The organism is Evansella sp. AB-rgal1 (assembly GCF_041820985.1).
Lineage (GTDB): Bacteria > Bacillota > Bacilli > Bacillales > Salisediminibacteriaceae > Evansella.
In genome coordinates this window covers 1-17007 of sequence record NZ_JBGUAU010000040.1, presented here as the reverse complement: position 1 = coordinate 17007, position 17007 = coordinate 1, and the positions used below count along the sequence as shown (strand labels likewise).

Here is a 17007-nt window from a genome sequence, read left to right as displayed (position 1 = left end):
CTCATTCCACATCATGAAAGTAACCATAACGGGTCTTTGGTTACCTTCGTTCCTCATTCCACATCATGAAAGTAACCATAACGGCTCTTTGGTTACCTTCGTCCCTCATTCCACATCATGAAAGTAACCATAACGGCTCTTTGGTTACCTTCGTCCTCCATATCCTCTCATGAAAGGAACCATAACTGCTCTTTGGTTACCTTCGTCCTCCATATCCTCTCATGAAAGGAACCATAACTGCTCTTTGGTTACCTTCGTCCTCCATTTCATCTCATGAAAGTAACCAAAACGGCTCTTTGGTTACCTTCGTCCCTCATTCCACATCATGAAAGTAACCAAAACGGCTCTTTGGTTACCTTCGTCATTCATTCCTTCTCATGAAAGTAACCATAACGGCTCTTTGGTTACCTTCGTCCTCCATCTCCTCTCATGAAAGTAACCAAAACGGCTCTTTGGTTACCTTCGTCCCTCATTCCACATCATGAAAGTAACCATAACGGCTCTTTGGTTACCTTCGTCCCTCATTCCTTCTCATGAAAGTAACCATAACGGGTCTTTGGTTACCTTCGTCCCTCATTCCTTCTCATGAAAGTAACCATAACGGCTCTTTGGTTACCTTCGTCCCTCATTCCACATCATGAAAGTAACCATAACGGCTCTTTGGTTACCTTCGTCCTCCATCTCCTCTCATGAAAGTAACCATAACGGCTCTTTGGTTACCTTCGTCCTCCATCTCCTCTCATGAAAGTAACCAAAACGGCTCTTTGGTTATCTACGCTCCTCATTCCACCTGATGAAAGTAACCATAACTGCTCTTGATTTACCTTCTTCCACCGTTTTTCATATGTAGGGTAATGCATAAAAGAAGACAGCCCCACCGGACTGCCTTCGCACAAACATTTATTTTCCATCAAGACGTTTTTCTAACTGAGCCTTTTGCTCTTCAAATCCTGGTTTTCCTAGTAATGCAAACATGTTTGTTTTATACGCTTCTACTCCAGGCTGGTCAAATGGATTTACGCCTAATAAGTAACCACTTAACGCACAAGCTTTTTCAAAGAAGTACACTAAATATCCGAAGTGATATTCATTCAACTCAGGAATGTTCACGATTAAGTTTGGAACACCACCATCAAGGTGTGCTAGCAATGTACCTTCAAAAGCTTTTTTATTGACGAAGTCCATTGATTTACCTGCTAAGTAATTTAATCCATCTAAATCAGTACCCGCTTCTTCAATTAACACTTCTTCTTTCACCGATTCAACATGTAATACAGTTTCAAATAGATCTCTTCTTCCATCTTGCACGTATTGACCCATAGAATGAAGGTCTGTGGAGAAGTCTACCGCTGCAGGGAAAATTCCTTTTTGATCCTTCCCTTCACTTTCACCATATAATTGCTTCCACCACTCAGAAACAAAGTGTAGAGACGGCTCGTAGTTTACCATAAGCTCAATTGTTTTCCCTTTATTGTATAATGCATTTCGAACAGCAGCATATTGATATGCTTCGTTCTCAGCAAGATTAGGGTTAGCATATGTTTCACGAGCATCCGCTGCACCCTTCATCATTGCTTCAATATCAAGACCACTTGCAGCAATGGGAAGTAATCCAACCGCAGTTAAAACGGAGAAGCGTCCACCAACATCGTCAGGTATAACAAACGATTCGTAGCCTTCTTCCGTTGCCAATTGCTTTAAAGCACCTTTCGCTTTATCTGTTGTTGCGTAAATACGTTTTCTTGCTTCTTCCACGCCATACTTTTTCTCCACATAATCACGGAAAATACGGAAAGCAATTGCAGGTTCTGTCGTAGTACCTGATTTGGAGATAACGTTGATAGAAACATCTTTCCCTTCAATTACTTGAAGTAAATGATTCACGTATGTAGAACTAATATTGTTACCAACAAAGAAAATCTGTGGAGCTTTGCGACTTTCTTTATCCATTACATTGTAAAAAGAATGTTGAAGTGCTTCAATTGCGGCTCGTGCTCCTAAATAGGAACCACCAATTCCTACCACTAATAAAACATCGGAGTCTGATTTAATCTTCTCTGCTGCTTTTTGAATTCTAGAGAATTCTTCTTTATCGTAATTTACAGGTAAGTCAACCCAACCTAAAAAGTCATTCCCAGCACCAGTTCCGTTATGAATGGATGCATGTGCAGATTTAACTAACTCTGTCATATAATCAACTTCATGTTGTGAAATAAACGGTGTTGCTTTTGAATAATCAAATGAGATTGTTTTCGTCATTCTTTTTTCCGCCTCCATTTTGTAAAAACTAATTCCAACCTTCACTTTATAAAAATAAAAAGTAATAATCAAGTCCATATGTTGATGTAAACGCACACAATAATGACAATTTAATAAAACGTGTTAAAAGTTTATTTCGATAGAGTAGGTACTCTGATTAGACAGACTGTTTTCGTAAGATCTTGGAGAAACGGACGGTCCCAACGTGAAAACAGCAACTAAAGGAAAAAGAGGATCGCCTTATTCAAAAGCAACCCTCTGTTAATATACCCTATAAACAAGCTTTTAAAATAGAAAGTACATCATTTTTGTTTAATTTATTAAAGTTCCCGAATTCACCATTAACCATTGCTTTATCTGCCATTACCTCTAATTGACTATCGTCGATGTTATAGTCAGCCAACCGACTCGGTGCCTCAATAGAAGACCAGAATTTTTCAAGTGCTTGAATTCCCTCTTCCGCAACTTCTTGATTTGACTTTCCAGTGGGATCTATCCCCCATACGCGAACAGCTAAGTTTACTAATTTACGTTCACCAAGCTCTTTGTGATGTCTCATCCATTGTGGAAAAATAATAGCTAAGCCTCCTGCATGTGGGATATCATACACAGCAGACACGGAATGCTCAATATTATGAGATGCCCAGTCTCCTCTTGTTCCCATTTGCAACATGCCATTTAATGCAATTGTTCCTGAATAGAGAATAGTTTCTCGTAGCTCTACATTCTCCAAGTTTTCCACAAGCTTTGGACCTGCTTCGATCACGGTCTTTAAAACTGCTTCACACATCTGCTCCTGTAACGGTGTGTTTGTTTGTTGATGGAAGTACTGTTCGAACACATGGGACATCATATCCACGATTCCATAGACGGTGTGATCCTTTGGAACTGATAAAGTATTTCTTGGATCTAGGATCGAAAATACAGGGAATGAAAATGGGCTTCCCCATCCATATTTTTCATGTGTTTCCCAATTCGTAATAACCGAACCTGCATTCATTTCAGATCCTGTTGCAGCTAGAGTCAGAATAGTACCGAATGGAAGTGCAGCCTCTACAGGAGCTTTTCTCGTTACAAGATCCCAAGCATCTCCATCATACTTTGCACCTGCAGCTATTGCTTTTGTACAGTCAATAACACTTCCCCCACCAACAGCTAATAAAACCTCAATGCCTTCAGATTTACAGATCTCTACACCTTTATGTACCGTTGTTAATCGGGGATTCGGTTCCACTCCAGGTAATTCAAAAACAGTGAATTCCCCATCCGACAACAAAGATGTTACTTCAGCATACAAACCATTTTTCTTTATGCTTCCTCCACCATACACAAGAAGCACTCTATTCCCTAATGCTTTTAATTGTTTCACTAATTGCTCTTGGACTTGATGCTGTCCGAAAATAAGTTTTGTTGGATTATGAAAAATAAAACTATCCATAAATAAGCATCTCCTTCACTAATTGATGTAGCATCTTTTATTATCTCTTATTTTCCGGTGTATAACAAAAGATACGATATATTTTTTTCTATCTCATGCATAAAGAATAGCATTATTAAACATTCTAAGCTTAGGAGCATTAGTTAAGCTTCTATCTGTATGATTTTACCCCTGATAAGGAGGTGGAGCACATGAGCGGAATCCAACGAACTGCATTAGTTTTAGCCATCATCGGAGCTGTAAACTGGGGATTAATTGGTTTCTTCCGATTTGACCTAGTTGCTGCCATATTTGGCGGTCAAGCGGCTGGATTTTCCCGTTTCATCTATGCCCTCGTAGGACTGGCAGGGTTGTATTGTATTTCTATTCTGTTTAAACCCGATGAAGAGTTGGAGCGTAGTCCAGAACCACAGCGTTAATATGTGGTGAACATCGTTAAAAAATGGTTAGAAAAAGAGGTAGCTCATTTCGAGCTACCTCTTTGTCGTAGAGAAATTATTTTTTAATGCGTTTGTTTAAATCTGCTTGGATTTCATTAGATTCTTTTAACCAAGATTTTAATTTCTCTTCAAGCGTATTAAACCCTTGAGCTTGAGTTTGTTGCTCTTGACGCTTTCCACCGTTTGCACGTCTTGGACGATCTGTGCGCTCTGGACGATCTTGACGTTGTGGACGCTCCGTTTGCTCTGGTTTTGGTTGTGTTTCGCGAATAGATAAAGAGATTTTTCCTGATGTTTCGTCAACAGATAAGATCTTTACTTTCACTTCGTCACCTACAGAAAGGTGATCATTTATTTCTTTAACAAAACCATGAGCGATATGGGAAATGTGAACAAGTCCTTGCTTCTGATTATCTAATGCAACAAATGCACCAAATGGTTTAATTCCAGTTACTTTACCTTCAACAATACTTCCTACTTCATATTGACCTGACATGAAAACAACTCCTAACTTTTTTTAACTGGTTAATTATATCACATCTTTGCTTTTCTGACAAAAATTCTTACTTCATCTTTATATTCCTATACCTATATATTGGGAGCTTAAAACTTACATTTGACATATTGCAAACAAACAACTATAGTGAAAAATGTTTTTATTTTATCAACAGAGGAGAAATAGTATGAAACACAACTCTGAACAATGGACATCAAAAATAGGATTTATACTAGCTGCTGCAGGTTCTGCTATCGGCTTAGGTGCCATATGGAAACTCCCTTATGTTGCTGGAACCAGTGGTGGCGGGGCCTTTTTTCTCATCTTTATATTATTTACTTTATTTCTTGGTCTCCCTTTATTATTGGCCGAATTTACCATTGGGCGTTATACAAAAAAAGAAGCGATATCAGCTTATCGGGAAATTGCACCAGGTACATATTGGAATTGGATTGGAAAACTTGGTGTTGTTACTTCTTTTTTATTATTATCATTTTATAGTGTCGTTGGTGGTTGGGTAGTAATATACCTGTTTCGTTCGTTGACAGTAAATATTCAAGTTATGGAAACAAATGATTTTGGACAAATGTTTTCCGACACAATTAGTAATCCATTTTTAGCAATTACAGCACAATTTATTTTCTTAGCGCTAACCATCCTTGTGGTACAAGGTGGAATTCAAAAAGGAATTGAACGCAGCTCTAAAATAATGATGCCTATTTTATTTGTGTTCTTTACTCTCATTGTCATTCGTTCGTTAACTCTTGATAATTCAATAGAGGGTATCCGGTTTTTCTTACTCCCGGATTTTTCTTCCTTAACTGGTGAAACCACTTTATTCGCTATAGGACAAGCCTTTTTCTCCTTAAGTTTAGGGGTTTCCATTATGGTAACCTATAGTTCTTATTTAAAGTCCGAGGAAAGTTTAGTCAAATCTGCTACATCTATTGTTTCTTTAACAATCTTCATTTCTCTATTAGCTGGTTTAGCAATTTTCCCTGCAGTATTCTCCTTTGGAATGGAGCCTTCAGAAGGACCACCATTAGTCTTTATTGTATTACCTGCTGTCTTTAGTAGTATACCCTTAGGAAATGTGTTTTTCTTCTTATTTATGACACTTCTATTATTTGCTACTTTAACTTCTGCTTTCTCTTTATTAGAGATGGTTGTAGCTTCCATTACGAAAAATGAGGGGGAAAAGAGAAGAAAAACTACAGTGATTACTGGGATATTCATTTTTATTATGGGGATACCTTCCGCACTTTCTTTTGGGTACTTATCAGATACACTATTTTTTGGTAATACATTTTTTGATGCACTGGACTATTTAGTTAGTAACATCATGCTACCTATGGGCGCACTCTTCATTTCACTCTTTACACCTAGGTATCTAAGCAAAAGCACCCTATTTGCTGAATTAAGAAAAGGGTCACGTGTGAAATTATATGTACTTCAGATTTGGTATGTTTTATTGAAGTATGTTACACCAGTTGCTATTATTATTGCCTTCTTGCATGTTGTAGGAATAATCTAAATATTTTCCAATATCGCATCAGAAACAGGCCGTAACGGAAATTAACGCTTCGTTATTTTTCAAAACTACTAGATAATTTATTTAAAACAAATGAAAATCAAATTATTTTCCAAAAGTTCATATAACCAACAAGTATATATCCTAAAAAAAGAGGTTATACTATGGCTGTATACAACCTAGTATTCCCCCTTTTTAAAGCAAAGTGAATGTCACTTTGCTTTTTTTAGTGCTTATTTTTACTTATAAAGCGTTCCATTCTTTTAATGGCTTCTTCTAACTGCGTCATGGAGGTAGCATAGGAACATCGAATATGACCTTCCCCACCTGCTCCAAATACTGTTCCAGGAACCACGGCTACTTTTTCCTCAATCAATAGTTTTTCAGCAAACTCTTCAGAACTAAGTCCCGTTGAAGTGATGGATGGAAAAGCATAGAAAGCTCCTCCAGGCAGATGACATTGTAAGCCAATTTCATTCAATGATTTCACAAAATAATTCCTACGTTGTCGATAGCTAACAACCATCTCTTTCATTTCTTCCTTGCCATCTTTCAACGCTTCAATTGCTGCATATTGAGCCATCGTAGCTGCACACATCATTGCATATTGGTGGATCTTTAACATTGCTTTCGCATATGGCTCAGGAGCACATACATACCCTAATCGCCACCCTGTCATGGCAAATGATTTTGAAAATCCAGATATTAAAATCGTTCGTTCCCACAATCCTTCTAAGGAGGGGATGCTTGTATGTTTGTTATCGTACGTTAACTCTGCATATATTTCATCAGAGTAAATTAATAAATCATACTCACAAATTACCTTAGCAATTTCTTCTAAGTCCTCTTTGCCCATCGTTGCCCCTGTAGGGTTACTTGGAAAAGAGAGAAGTATTCCCACTGTTTTAGAAGTAATCTTTGCTAATATATCCTCTGACGATACTTTAAATTCATTTTCTATTGATGTTGGTACACTTACTGGAATTCCCCCAAGTAATGAAACTAACGGAGCGTACGAAACGAAGGAAGGCTCAACGATAAGGATCTCGTCTCCAGGATTTACGGTTGCTCGTAATGCCAAGTCAATCCCTTCACTCGCTCCCACGGTAACAACTATTTCATCCTCAGGGCTGTATTTCACTTGAAACTCATTTATTAAATAATCGGAAATTGCTGTTCGCAATTCTAATAAACCTGCATTAGCAGTATAGGATGTTATTCCACGTTCTAAGGAAGCAATACTTGCCTCTCGAACGCTCCATGGAGTTGTAAAGTCAGGTTCACCTACTCCAAGGGAAATCACATTTTCCATGGTAGACGCTAAATCAAAAAACCTTCTGATTCCCGAGGGCTTTATTCGCTGAACAGCATCAGATAGTTTTGCCGTTATCTGTGATTTTGAATCCGTCATGGAGATACCACTATCCGATGGTCTTCGTCTTCATCTTCAAAAATAACGCCATCATGCTTATATTTCTTTAACTGAAAATGAGTTGTCGTGGATAAAACAGAATCAAGTGTTGATAATTTTTCGGAAACAAATCGAGCAATCTCAGACATTGTTTTTCCCTCAATGACTACAGACAAATCATAGGTTCCTGACATTAAGTACAATGCTTTTACTTCTTTGAAACGATAAATTCTCTCTGCTACTTCATCGAATCCAACTCCACGTTTTGGTGTAACTTTTACGTCAATCATTGCAGTAACAGTTTCCGTTGTATTCGCTTTGCTCCAATCAACGATTGCGGAATATCCTAAAATAATTTTCTTTTTCTCAAATGATTCAATCATTGCCTTTACTGTTTCTACAGATATATCTAACATTTTAGATAGTTTTTCTTCTGTAATCCTTCCTTCTCGCTCCAATAGTAAAAGCAATTCTTTTTCCTTTTCCGTCAAAATAAATTCCCCCCATTATCAATGTACATTTAGTATATGATAGTAAATCAGTCCCTAATGAAAAATTACCTTTCCTGTCATTTTACACGATGTTTGTAAAACAGAATAGACTCTTTTTTTCAGAAAAGTATAATACTTTATATAAGAATAACGATGGTACATGAACTTTCATGTTAAAGTCTTTTTTACTATATACAACTACCAATTTTAGTATTTACATATAATTACTTCATAAGTTATAATTGCAATATAATGATGGTGTTTAAGGTACTTTGCCGAATCTTCCACATCGTAAAAGACCTCAAGGAATAGTCCTTGAGGTCGATTTCTTTTTCTTTTATGCTAGTCTGAAAACGATTCCGTGGCCACCTTTTGGATATTCCCACTTAATGTTATCAAATGGACAGCCAATGCGACAGCTTCCACATTCGTGACATCCTTCAAACCCTACAAACATGCGATCTCCTTCCCACTTATACACATCAGCAGGACAAAAGATTGTACAGTCTTTATCAGGACATTTCGTAGCACAAACATCGTGATTCTTTACTTCTAGATGGGATTTCGTATCACAATTGAAACGGACTAAATACTGCTTTTCCTCAAGTGTTTTAGCCATTATTTCACCACCCTCCAAGCTCGATAAAGGTCTTTTGCAACGCCTAACTTTCCTCGTCCAGCAGTAAATGACTGCATGATTTTCTTTTGTTTATCCCATTTCGGTGTTCCGTCAACAGTAAACATTGTATTCATTGCTTTATTCATTAATGGTACGTATTGTTCGAAATATTGAGGGTATGCTTCAAACGTATGTGCAGCATCTTTGTATTTCTTCAGATCTTTTCCTATAAAACTATCATATAGATCTGTACGATAAGAATCTAAGACTCTTTCAGAGAAATCTCCTAATTCCTTCGCTTTCATAATTGTTTCTGCTGCCATTCTTCCTGATGACATTGCCATGTTGGATCCTTCACGATGGATAGCGTTTACAAGTTGTGCAGCATCACCGGCTACAATAACGCCATCTCCAACAAGCTTCGGTATTGCTTTATATCCACCTTCAGGAATTAAGTGAGCTAAATATTCTAGGGATTCTGCTCCTTCAATATACGGTTGAATCATCGGATGTTCTTTCACGTATTCAAGTAGTTTGTATGGTTTCATTTTCTTTTTAATCATGCTAGATAATGTCGTTCCTACACCTATGTTAATACTATCTTTATTGGTATATAAAAATGCAGTTCCAAGAGCTCCTTGAGTTGCATCTCCAAAGATTTCAACTGAGACTCCTTGATCATCATTTACGTTAAAGCGTTCATTAATTGTTTTCTTCGGTAATTTCATAACCTCCATAACAGTTAGTGCTACTTCATCTGGTTTCCATTCTTTATGGAACCCTAGTTTTTTCGCTAACAAAGAGTTTACTCCATCACAGAGTACTACAACATCCGCATATACATCCCCATCAGGACGGTCTGTACGAACACCGATTACTTTCCCATCTTCATCTACGAGACATTCTGTGACAACGGTTTCGTTAATGAGTGTTGCTCCTTGTTCAACAGCCTTTTGAGCAAACCATTTATCAAATTTGGCACGAAGTACTGTGAAATTATTGAACGGTTCTTTTCCCCATTCAAGCCCTTTATAGCTAGTTGTAACCATAGATTCCTTGTCTAAAAACCAAAATCTTTGCTCTACCACTGGTCTTTCAAGCGGTGCTTCCTTCCAAAAATCTGGAATAATTTCCTCCATCTGCTTACGATATAATATTCCACCCATTACGTTTTTGGCACCAGGAAATTCCCCACGCTCTATTAATAAGACATTCAAACCATTTTTTGCACATGTATATGCACAGCTTGCTCCCGCAGGTCCAGCACCAACAACAATCACATCAAATTTTTCAGGCATGTGCAACACCTCCCTCTTTTGCTTCCTCTTGTAATGCTTTCTTAAATTCCTCTGTTAACAAAGGTACAATTTCGAATGCATCTGCTACAACACCATGATGAGCAACATTGAAAATCGCTGCATCTGGATCATTATTAATAGCAACGATAGTTTCAGAGTTTTCCATCCCAACAGTGTGTTGAACTGCTCCTGAAATTCCTATAGCAAAATATAACTTAGGAGTTACCGTTAATCCTGTTTGACCAACTTGATGATCATGTCCTATGAGTCCAGCTTCAACAATATCGCGGCTTGCACCAACGGTACCATTTAACACGTCCGCCAGTTCTCTAACCATTTGTAAGCCTTTCTCATCCTTGATACCTTTACCTGCTGAAACGATAATAACCGCATCTTCTAGGTTTACAGCTTTTTTCGTATCTCTTACTATTTCAAGTACTTTCGTACGTAAACTTTCTTCTTGTAATGAAATTGACTCCTCAATTAACTCCCCAACACGACCTTCTTCACGATCTCGTTTTTTCATTACTTTTGGTCTCACTGTAGCCATTTGTGGACGATGCTTTTTACAGAGAATCGTTGCCATGATATTTCCACCAAAGGCAGGACGACTTGCTTCGAATAATCGCTTCTCTAAATCCACATCAAGTAATGTTGTATCTGCAGTCAATCCTGTCATAACTTCTGTTGCAACAGCACTTGCAAGGTCTTTACCATTCGATGTTGCTCCATAAAGGAAAATCTCTGGTTTATATTTCCTTACTAGGTCCCCTACTGCTACCATATAAGTTTCTGAACGATATTGCTCTAGTATCGGATCATCAATGACATACACTTTATCTGCACCGTACTCGAATAGGTCTTTCGATAGATCCTTAATATTGTGACCTAAAAGCACTCCACATAGGTCCACTTCTAATTTGTCAGCTAAGTCTCTTCCTGCACCTAGAAGCTCTAACCCTACGTCTACAAGTTTCCCATTCCTCTGTTCGATAAAAACCCAGACGCCTCTATACTCCTCAAGATTCATACTTATTCCCCACCTTTCACTTCAAAAAGCTCTCGTTTCTCTAGAACTAATGAAACAATTTCACTTACTTGCTTTTTGACATCTCCTTCAATAATGTTGGCACCTTCACTTTTTGCTGGTGGCCACATTTTCCCTACAATTGTTGGAGAACCTTTTAAACCTAACTGTTTAATATCAACATCGTTCAAATCATCTACTGTCCAGATAGTTGGTGTGTAACGTGCAGCACGTAACATATTAGGTAATGGTGAATACGCAACTTCATTAATCTCTTTCTCAACCGTTAACAAACAAGGAAGGGAAGATTGAATTAATTCATATCCATTTTCGATTTTCCTATGAACCTTCATTTGTTGATTTTCTAAATCCACTTCCTCAATTTTAATTACATTTGTAAGAGGAGGTATTCCTAGTCGTCTTGCAATCCCTGGTCCAGTTTGCCCTGTATCCCCATCAATGGCATGCTTTCCACAGAGAACTAGGTCAACACCGTCATCTACCATCATCTTTTGTATAGCTTTATATAATGCGTAGCTTGTTGCTAATGTATCTGCCCCTGCAAATCTACGGTCAGATATTAAAAATCCTTCATCCGCACCAATTTCTACACACTTTTTAATTGCTTCTTTTGCTTGAGGAGGGCCCATACACAATACTGTTACTTTTCCTCCATGAACTGCTCTTAATCCTACTGCTTCTTCCACTGCATGGGCATCGTACGGATTTAATATTGCAGGTGCACTTGATCGATCTAACGTATTTGTTTTAGGATTTACTTTTATGATCTTCGTATCTGGTACTTGCTTAATACAAACTAAAATGTTCATATTATCCCCCACCCTCTTTCATTAATAAAAATCAAAACGAATACTAGGATACATCCATTAAGCTAATGAACTTGTTCAATCGTTCACGAACATAATCAGAAAGTAATTTTGTCCACAATCACTAGTAAAATATATTTTACTTTTATGGCTCCCATTCGTTTTTCTTTAAAATAATACTATATGTTGCTAGTTCCTTGATTCCCATATAAGATTATGAAATTATGAATCCTCCCTTCGTTGAACGCTTTCCTACAGTAGAACAAGAATTCTTCCCCAAGAATTTGAAAACAAAACGCTATAAAAAGTTTTGAAAGCGTTTTCCTTACTCTATTTATATCAAAAATTTCCACTGTGAACAACACCAATTGTCTAAAAATTTCAAAATACATAGATATATAGCATGTAAGTTTATATATATTTTTTTATTTAATTAGTATATTTAACAAAAATGACAAAACGGTGAACAATTAATATTCACCGTTTTATCTTATATTTTATATTCATTATGTTGTATGTGAAGCAATTTCTTTTTTCTTAAAAACAAAGATAGAAAGGAAAATCATACTAATTATTAATCCAATTGTCACAATAATGGAAAGTATAAATCCATCTCCTCCTGAACCAGTTTCAAAAAATCGATAGCTATGATTAGTAAGTGTACCTGGAGACCATTTCATAATATCAGGTAAAAGACTGCTTAATAAGCTAAAAGCAATGGTTATCCCTAATGATAGGAAGGCAACTGCAGCAGTACTCTTGAAAATAGAACTAAAGAGTAAGACAAGCGTAATTACAAATAGTAACCCAATACTATAAACGAATGCACCTTTGATTACATTACTAATTGCAACAGTTTCAATTAATTCAAAAGTGTAATATACGGCTAATAAAAAACCAATGAAATACGACGCTAATCCTAATAAACTCATATGTATCCACTTGGCCAATATATACGCACTAGTTGATACAGGTTTCACTAAAACCATTATTTGAGTTCCACTATTTTTTTCTCCTGCAACAGTTCCCATAAATGCGAGAGCAAGGACTAAGAAACCAATTTGACTAAACTGTCCTAACGTTTCTGCTAACACTATTGGTCCTGTCGGTAAAGGAAATTCAATTCCTTCTGGTAACCCACCGAAATTTTTAAGAATATCAGGTAAAAAATAGGATGTAACTGGCTGCATTACCCCTAATAAGATGAAAACGATTGGAATCCAAATCCATTTATAATTTCGGATAGATTCTTTCCATTCCTTTTGAAATAAAACACTCCATTGACTCATCCCTTCGTCACCTCCATAAAGAGGTCTTCTAACGTGGTCTTTGCAATTTCAAAGCTGACCAATTTGAGTTTACGTAGACCTTCATTCATCAGCAACGCGTCTCTTGCTTTGTCCATATCCTCTACTGTCACAGTAGCCTTATGTTTTTTTACATCCATATGACGCAACCATTCCATGCTTTTTATCGTTCTTGCCCAATCTTCTAAAACTTCTTCTGTTTCAATATAGATTGTTGGTTTTTGATATTTTTTTTGCAGTTCGACTAAATTCCCCTCAACTACAACTTGTCCACCTTTTATTATGTAAATATCTTCACAAATTTCTTCCGCATCATGCAAAACGTGTGTGGAAAATAGGATAGAGGTTTTGTCTTTAAGTTTACTCATCAACTCAAGAACCTCTCTCCGTCCAATCGGGTCTAAAGCAGAAACAGGTTCATCTAGAATAATAAGCTTCGGTTCATGCACGAGGGCTTGAGCGATACCTAATCGTTGCTTCATACCACCGGAAAAACCTGCTATTCGTTTTTTCTTATCTTGTCCTAATCCAACTAAGTCTAATAGTTCTTCTGTTTTAGTTATTGCTTTTTGTTTAGACAGTCCACCAAGTTGTCCTGAAAAATGTAAATACTCCTCAGCTGTCATCCAACCATAAAACTTAGGATATTGAGGTAAATACCCTATGTATTTCCGACGATCTCCCTGGTGTCTACTGTCAAACTCGATTTTTCCAGATGTGGATTTCATCAATCCGGTAATCATGTTGAGTGTTGTACTTTTACCCGCACCATTAGGACCCAACAGTGCAGTACAAACGCCTTCACTAATTGATAAGTTCAAGTTATCAACAGCTTTTATACCATGAAACGACTTCGTTAATTCCTCCGTTCGAATCAAGCTCATTTACTCATTTCTCCTTCCAAAAATAAAATAAGCAATAGGTCCGAAGATATTAACAAAGACAATAACTAACACCCAAATCCATTGTGGGCCCTTCGTATTATTGTGTTTAAAGCAATCAACTAATGCAACAACCATTAAAATAAACTGAATAACGATAATTGGTATTAATAAGTTCCAAGGTAACGCTTGTAAATCTTGTAAGATCTCTTCCATGCTCTCTCACCTCTTTTGGTTTTTATCCTAGGTCTATCAACATGAACTTGATTTTATGTCAGATTTCTATAATCAGTCTTAGTATGCACAATCAATTGTATAAAATCACGTTCTATTTCATAGTCCACTATTTTATACGAAATTTAACTGAAAAGGTTCCGCTTTAATATTAGTAGAAAACTAATTATTTGATACGATTCAAATAAAAAAACCGCAAGAAATCAATGTAACTAAATTGAACTCCTGCGATCTAGTATTTTTATATAGTTTTGTCCTAACCTCATTTTGATTATTATATAGTAATATTTTTAAGTAGGATCTGCAACATACCCAATGAATAGTACTAATTTCAATTCTTCATCAAGAATTTGAACGAAAAAAGGCTGGTTAACTTCCATGATAAACTCATCTTCTATACTTTTATCTCTTACTGTAATAGACGTTGCTGCAGCTGCTTCTGTACCATTTTCATTAACTTCTATAAAAGTTTTCTGCTTTACTTCATCAATTACTAACTGTTCTTTTGGCTCAGTAATCATTTTGGAGAAGTTAGCCTTTTGAGGGTCAAACCCTTCGTTTATCCCTATTTTATTTAGTACATCATTTAATGATAAATCTGACTCCAACGAAAATCTCGGAATTTTTATTAAACCTTTTTTCACCCTTTTGTTATTTATCCATGAACAATCACTTGAAATCATCTTATTACGGGTATCTTTAACTCCTTCAGCAGTTTTAGGTAAACATATTTCCATGCTGAATGTATTATCTTTATATGGCAATTTAATTGTTTGACAATTATCTGTTTCCTCATAGTAATATTCACCTTGTCTCATCATAAAAGGAACACTCTTTCTATTCGTACTACCATTTGAGGATATGTCAAAGTATCCATCACTAGTCAAATCTTCATCAAAAGGCTCCATCCATGTTCCTGAATAATAGACAGCACTTAATACAAGTAAAACTAGATCAGACTGTACATGGTCTAGTATTGCGGTAATTTTATTATTTGTTTTATCTTTAATCCATGAATTGATTACTTCAGCAGTATCCAACTCACTTACATGAGCATCATAATGTTTTTTAATCACCTGCTGAAAATCTTCTGAAAAGGATAATTCTTTCGTCAACCATAACGAATTAGCTAACGTCAATGACTTTTGATTTTCATGAAGATATCTGTTTCTTATCTCTTTATGAGTACTATGAAGCTCTTCTTCCGTTAAACCTATTGAATGAAGAATTTCTTTTTTTGTAGTTCCTGAAGCACCCGGAACTAATATAGACAAAGCTACTGCAATACTATAAGGACTAATAAGTATGTTTTTTGTTAGGTCATCATTGATTAATCGATCAAATAATTCACCAGAAAACATTGTAAATTCTTGTCTACCTTTTTTTTCATTACTACTAGAAAATAGATCCATATTACTGCCTCCTTAGACTTTAGGTAAATTTTTAAAAATTTCCTCGTCAAATCCAATATATTGTAAAAGAGCATAGAATAGATGCTCAAATATATAAATGTCAGTGTAGGAAAATAAAATATAAATTTATATATATAGTTTATGAGTAACGTTAGTGTATAAACACAAGATTTTTTTTTGAAACTTACTATTCTTTTCAAAGTCGACAAGTTCATTAGAGTATTCATTAAGTAACTCAACGTTCTGTTGGAAGATAAGATCTCTTTAGCTATCTTATGAAAAAAGAAGGGTTTTACGTTTACGAACAAATTTTAAATCGCTTAGTAAACACAACCAACCTAAGTGCTCTACACCTTTTTAATTTCCTTGTATATCGGTAAAATATTGTTTAAGAAAACCATTTAAAAAGTACCCAAAAAACCATAATGATTTTAAAATCCCATCTATGTTTCATTCTGCATCTGTAATGTTTTGTTCACCACAATAGGTGATTCTTCCTTCACCAATAAGAGAACCCATTTAGAGTTAGTAGTTTGTTCTTTTTTTCGCGAACTTTCCACTTTCCTGATCCAATATTTTAGATTATGAATGCTGACATTCTTTACTTTACACAGTCATTTCGGGTTAGGCCACTTGCTCTAAAATCAGCAATTTGTTGTTGTCATTCTTTATGCATTTCTGTATTTGGTATTTTGGACATAAAAAAACCTCTTATCTCAAAATCTACTGATTAAAATGGGGGGAGTATTTGACGCTTACATAGAAAACCACTCCTATTGCCTGGTAACTTTCATGAATACCCTTAAATTGTTGGAGCAACATCTTAAAGAGGAGGAGATATAGGAGCGGTACAATGGTATTGCATTAGACAGTGGTTATGAAGTACTGCACTAAAAATAATTCGTTGTTTAATTTAAGTGTGCTGTACTATCAAAAGGGGAAAAGCATGTGGTTAATGGGTAAGGAAAAGGGAGAGGAAGCTTTAAACGCTATGGAACATAGCTTCGCTTATACTTAAAATAAAAGAAAATGACTTGCTTGTTGAAATTGTTCAATCTGAAATAATGAAGTTAAGAGAAGAAAGACAATAATGAAATAATCAAAGCAAATCATAAGTGTAAAGAGCAACACCCTAATTTTTTACGGAAGCAATGGAAAAAGGAAAGTATATTAAGATAACCTCAGAAGGTTCAAACATTTTTCAAAATGTTGTAAAGAGGGAAATTAAATAAGAGAATCTACCTGATTATTTTGCGCTTACTTTGCTCTTACGATTATCTCAAGATATTTCAGTTATAAAAATGTTGTTAGTATTTGATGCTTACCTTCTAAACAA

The 17007-nt window shown here is 36.1% G+C and carries 15 protein-coding genes; 2 read left to right on the top strand and 13 right to left on the bottom strand.

Annotated elements, in window-relative coordinates; genetic code table 11:
- Nucleotides 1–900 precede the first annotated feature (900 nt).
- The gene (locus ACERII_RS23220; RefSeq protein ID WP_373645366.1) at nt 901–2259 is read right to left on the bottom strand and encodes a glucose-6-phosphate isomerase; all 1359 of its coding nucleotides are present in this window, start codon (nt 2257–2259) and stop codon (nt 901–903) included.
- A 271-nt stretch (nt 2260–2530) separates the two neighbouring features.
- Nucleotides 2531–3697, bottom strand: coding sequence for an iron-containing alcohol dehydrogenase (locus ACERII_RS23215; RefSeq protein WP_373645365.1), 1167 nt, complete (start codon nt 3695–3697; stop codon nt 2531–2533).
- Nucleotides 3698–3888: 191 nt separating this feature from the next.
- Here ACERII_RS23215 and ACERII_RS23210 point away from each other — a divergent pair, with 191 nt between their 5' ends.
- On the top strand, nt 3889–4116 hold the full coding sequence (locus ACERII_RS23210) for a DUF378 domain-containing protein (protein WP_026690818.1): 228 nt from the start codon (nt 3889–3891) through the stop codon (nt 4114–4116).
- Nucleotides 4117–4192: 76 nt separating this feature from the next.
- On the opposite strand, the gene yugI is transcribed toward ACERII_RS23210, so the two are convergent.
- Nucleotides 4193–4633, bottom strand: coding sequence for a S1 domain-containing post-transcriptional regulator GSP13 (gene yugI, locus ACERII_RS23205; RefSeq protein ID WP_373645364.1), 441 nt, complete (start codon nt 4631–4633; stop codon nt 4193–4195).
- Between the two features lie 187 nt (nt 4634–4820).
- Between yugI and ACERII_RS23200 the strand changes: the two genes are divergently transcribed.
- Complete coding sequence (locus ACERII_RS23200; RefSeq protein WP_373645363.1) at nt 4821–6167, top strand: sodium-dependent transporter; 1347 nt, start codon at nt 4821–4823, stop codon at nt 6165–6167.
- A gap of 223 nt (nt 6168–6390) precedes the next feature.
- Here the strand turns inward: ACERII_RS23200 and ACERII_RS23195 are convergent, their stop codons facing one another.
- From ACERII_RS23195 to ACERII_RS23150, 10 genes are all read right to left on the bottom strand, one after another.
- Complete coding sequence (locus ACERII_RS23195) at nt 6391–7575, bottom strand: aminotransferase (protein ID WP_373645362.1); 1185 nt, start codon at nt 7573–7575, stop codon at nt 6391–6393.
- Entirely contained in the window at nt 7572–8066 is a 495-nt protein-coding gene (locus ACERII_RS23190; RefSeq protein ID WP_373645361.1) for an Lrp/AsnC family transcriptional regulator, read from the bottom strand. The genes ACERII_RS23195 and ACERII_RS23190 overlap by 4 nt, the downstream gene beginning before the upstream one ends.
- A gap of 337 nt (nt 8067–8403) precedes the next feature.
- Nucleotides 8404–8685 (bottom strand): ferredoxin family protein, encoded by a 282-nt coding sequence (locus ACERII_RS23185; RefSeq protein WP_373645360.1) that lies wholly within the window; start codon nt 8683–8685, stop codon nt 8404–8406.
- A complete protein-coding gene (locus ACERII_RS23180; RefSeq protein ID WP_373645359.1) occupies nt 8685–9983 on the bottom strand; it encodes a geranylgeranyl reductase family protein in 1299 nt (432 codons plus the stop codon). Before ACERII_RS23180 ends, ACERII_RS23185 begins: the two co-directional genes overlap by 1 nt.
- Complete coding sequence (locus ACERII_RS23175) at nt 9976–11013, bottom strand: electron transfer flavoprotein subunit alpha/FixB family protein (RefSeq protein WP_373645358.1); 1038 nt, start codon at nt 11011–11013, stop codon at nt 9976–9978. The genes ACERII_RS23180 and ACERII_RS23175 overlap by 8 nt, the downstream gene beginning before the upstream one ends.
- 2 nt (nt 11014–11015) lie before the next feature.
- A complete protein-coding gene (locus ACERII_RS23170; RefSeq protein ID WP_373645357.1) occupies nt 11016–11840 on the bottom strand; it encodes an electron transfer flavoprotein subunit beta/FixA family protein in 825 nt (274 codons plus the stop codon).
- A gap of 503 nt (nt 11841–12343) precedes the next feature.
- The gene (locus ACERII_RS23165) at nt 12344–13126 is read right to left on the bottom strand and encodes an ABC transporter permease (protein ID WP_373645356.1); all 783 of its coding nucleotides are present in this window, start codon (nt 13124–13126) and stop codon (nt 12344–12346) included.
- Nucleotides 13123–14028, bottom strand: a complete 906-nt coding sequence (locus ACERII_RS23160) for an ABC transporter ATP-binding protein (RefSeq protein WP_373645355.1) — start codon at nt 14026–14028, stop codon at nt 13123–13125. Before ACERII_RS23160 ends, ACERII_RS23165 begins: the two co-directional genes overlap by 4 nt.
- On the bottom strand, nt 14029–14241 hold the full coding sequence (locus ACERII_RS23155) for a PLD nuclease N-terminal domain-containing protein (protein ID WP_373645354.1): 213 nt from the start codon (nt 14239–14241) through the stop codon (nt 14029–14031).
- 308 nt (nt 14242–14549) lie between these two features.
- A complete protein-coding gene (locus ACERII_RS23150; protein WP_373645353.1) occupies nt 14550–15671 on the bottom strand; it encodes a serpin family protein in 1122 nt (373 codons plus the stop codon).
- Nucleotides 15672–17007: the final 1336 nt, after the last annotated feature.

What these genes read in the sequence shown, in the direction of transcription:
- ACERII_RS23220 (WP_373645366.1), bottom strand. Translation starts at nt 2,259, where the DNA reads ATGACGAAAACAATCTCATTTGATTATTCAAAAGCAACACCGTTTATT.
- ACERII_RS23215 (WP_373645365.1), bottom strand. Translation starts at nt 3,697, where the DNA reads ATGGATAGTTTTATTTTTCATAATCCAACAAAACTTATTTTCGGACAG.
- ACERII_RS23210 (WP_026690818.1), top strand. Translation starts at nt 3,889, where the DNA reads ATGAGCGGAATCCAACGAACTGCATTAGTTTTAGCCATCATCGGAGCT.
- yugI (WP_373645364.1), bottom strand. Translation starts at nt 4,633, where the DNA reads ATGTCAGGTCAATATGAAGTAGGAAGTATTGTTGAAGGTAAAGTAACT.
- ACERII_RS23200 (WP_373645363.1), top strand. Translation starts at nt 4,821, where the DNA reads ATGAAACACAACTCTGAACAATGGACATCAAAAATAGGATTTATACTA.
- ACERII_RS23195 (WP_373645362.1), bottom strand. Translation starts at nt 7,575, where the DNA reads ATGACGGATTCAAAATCACAGATAACGGCAAAACTATCTGATGCTGTT.
- ACERII_RS23185 (WP_373645360.1), bottom strand. Translation starts at nt 8,685, where the DNA reads ATGGCTAAAACACTTGAGGAAAAGCAGTATTTAGTCCGTTTCAATTGT.
- ACERII_RS23180 (WP_373645359.1), bottom strand. Translation starts at nt 9,983, where the DNA reads ATGCCTGAAAAATTTGATGTGATTGTTGTTGGTGCTGGACCTGCGGGA.
- ACERII_RS23175 (WP_373645358.1), bottom strand. Translation starts at nt 11,013, where the DNA reads ATGAATCTTGAGGAGTATAGAGGCGTCTGGGTTTTTATCGAACAGAGG.
- ACERII_RS23170 (WP_373645357.1), bottom strand. Translation starts at nt 11,840, where the DNA reads ATGAACATTTTAGTTTGTATTAAGCAAGTACCAGATACGAAGATCATA.
- ACERII_RS23165 (WP_373645356.1), bottom strand. Translation starts at nt 13,126, where the DNA reads ATGAGTCAATGGAGTGTTTTATTTCAAAAGGAATGGAAAGAATCTATC.
- ACERII_RS23160 (WP_373645355.1), bottom strand. Translation starts at nt 14,028, where the DNA reads ATGAGCTTGATTCGAACGGAGGAATTAACGAAGTCGTTTCATGGTATA.
- ACERII_RS23155 (WP_373645354.1), bottom strand. Translation starts at nt 14,241, where the DNA reads ATGGAAGAGATCTTACAAGATTTACAAGCGTTACCTTGGAACTTATTA.
- ACERII_RS23150 (WP_373645353.1), bottom strand. Translation starts at nt 15,671, where the DNA reads ATGGATCTATTTTCTAGTAGTAATGAAAAAAAAGGTAGACAAGAATTT.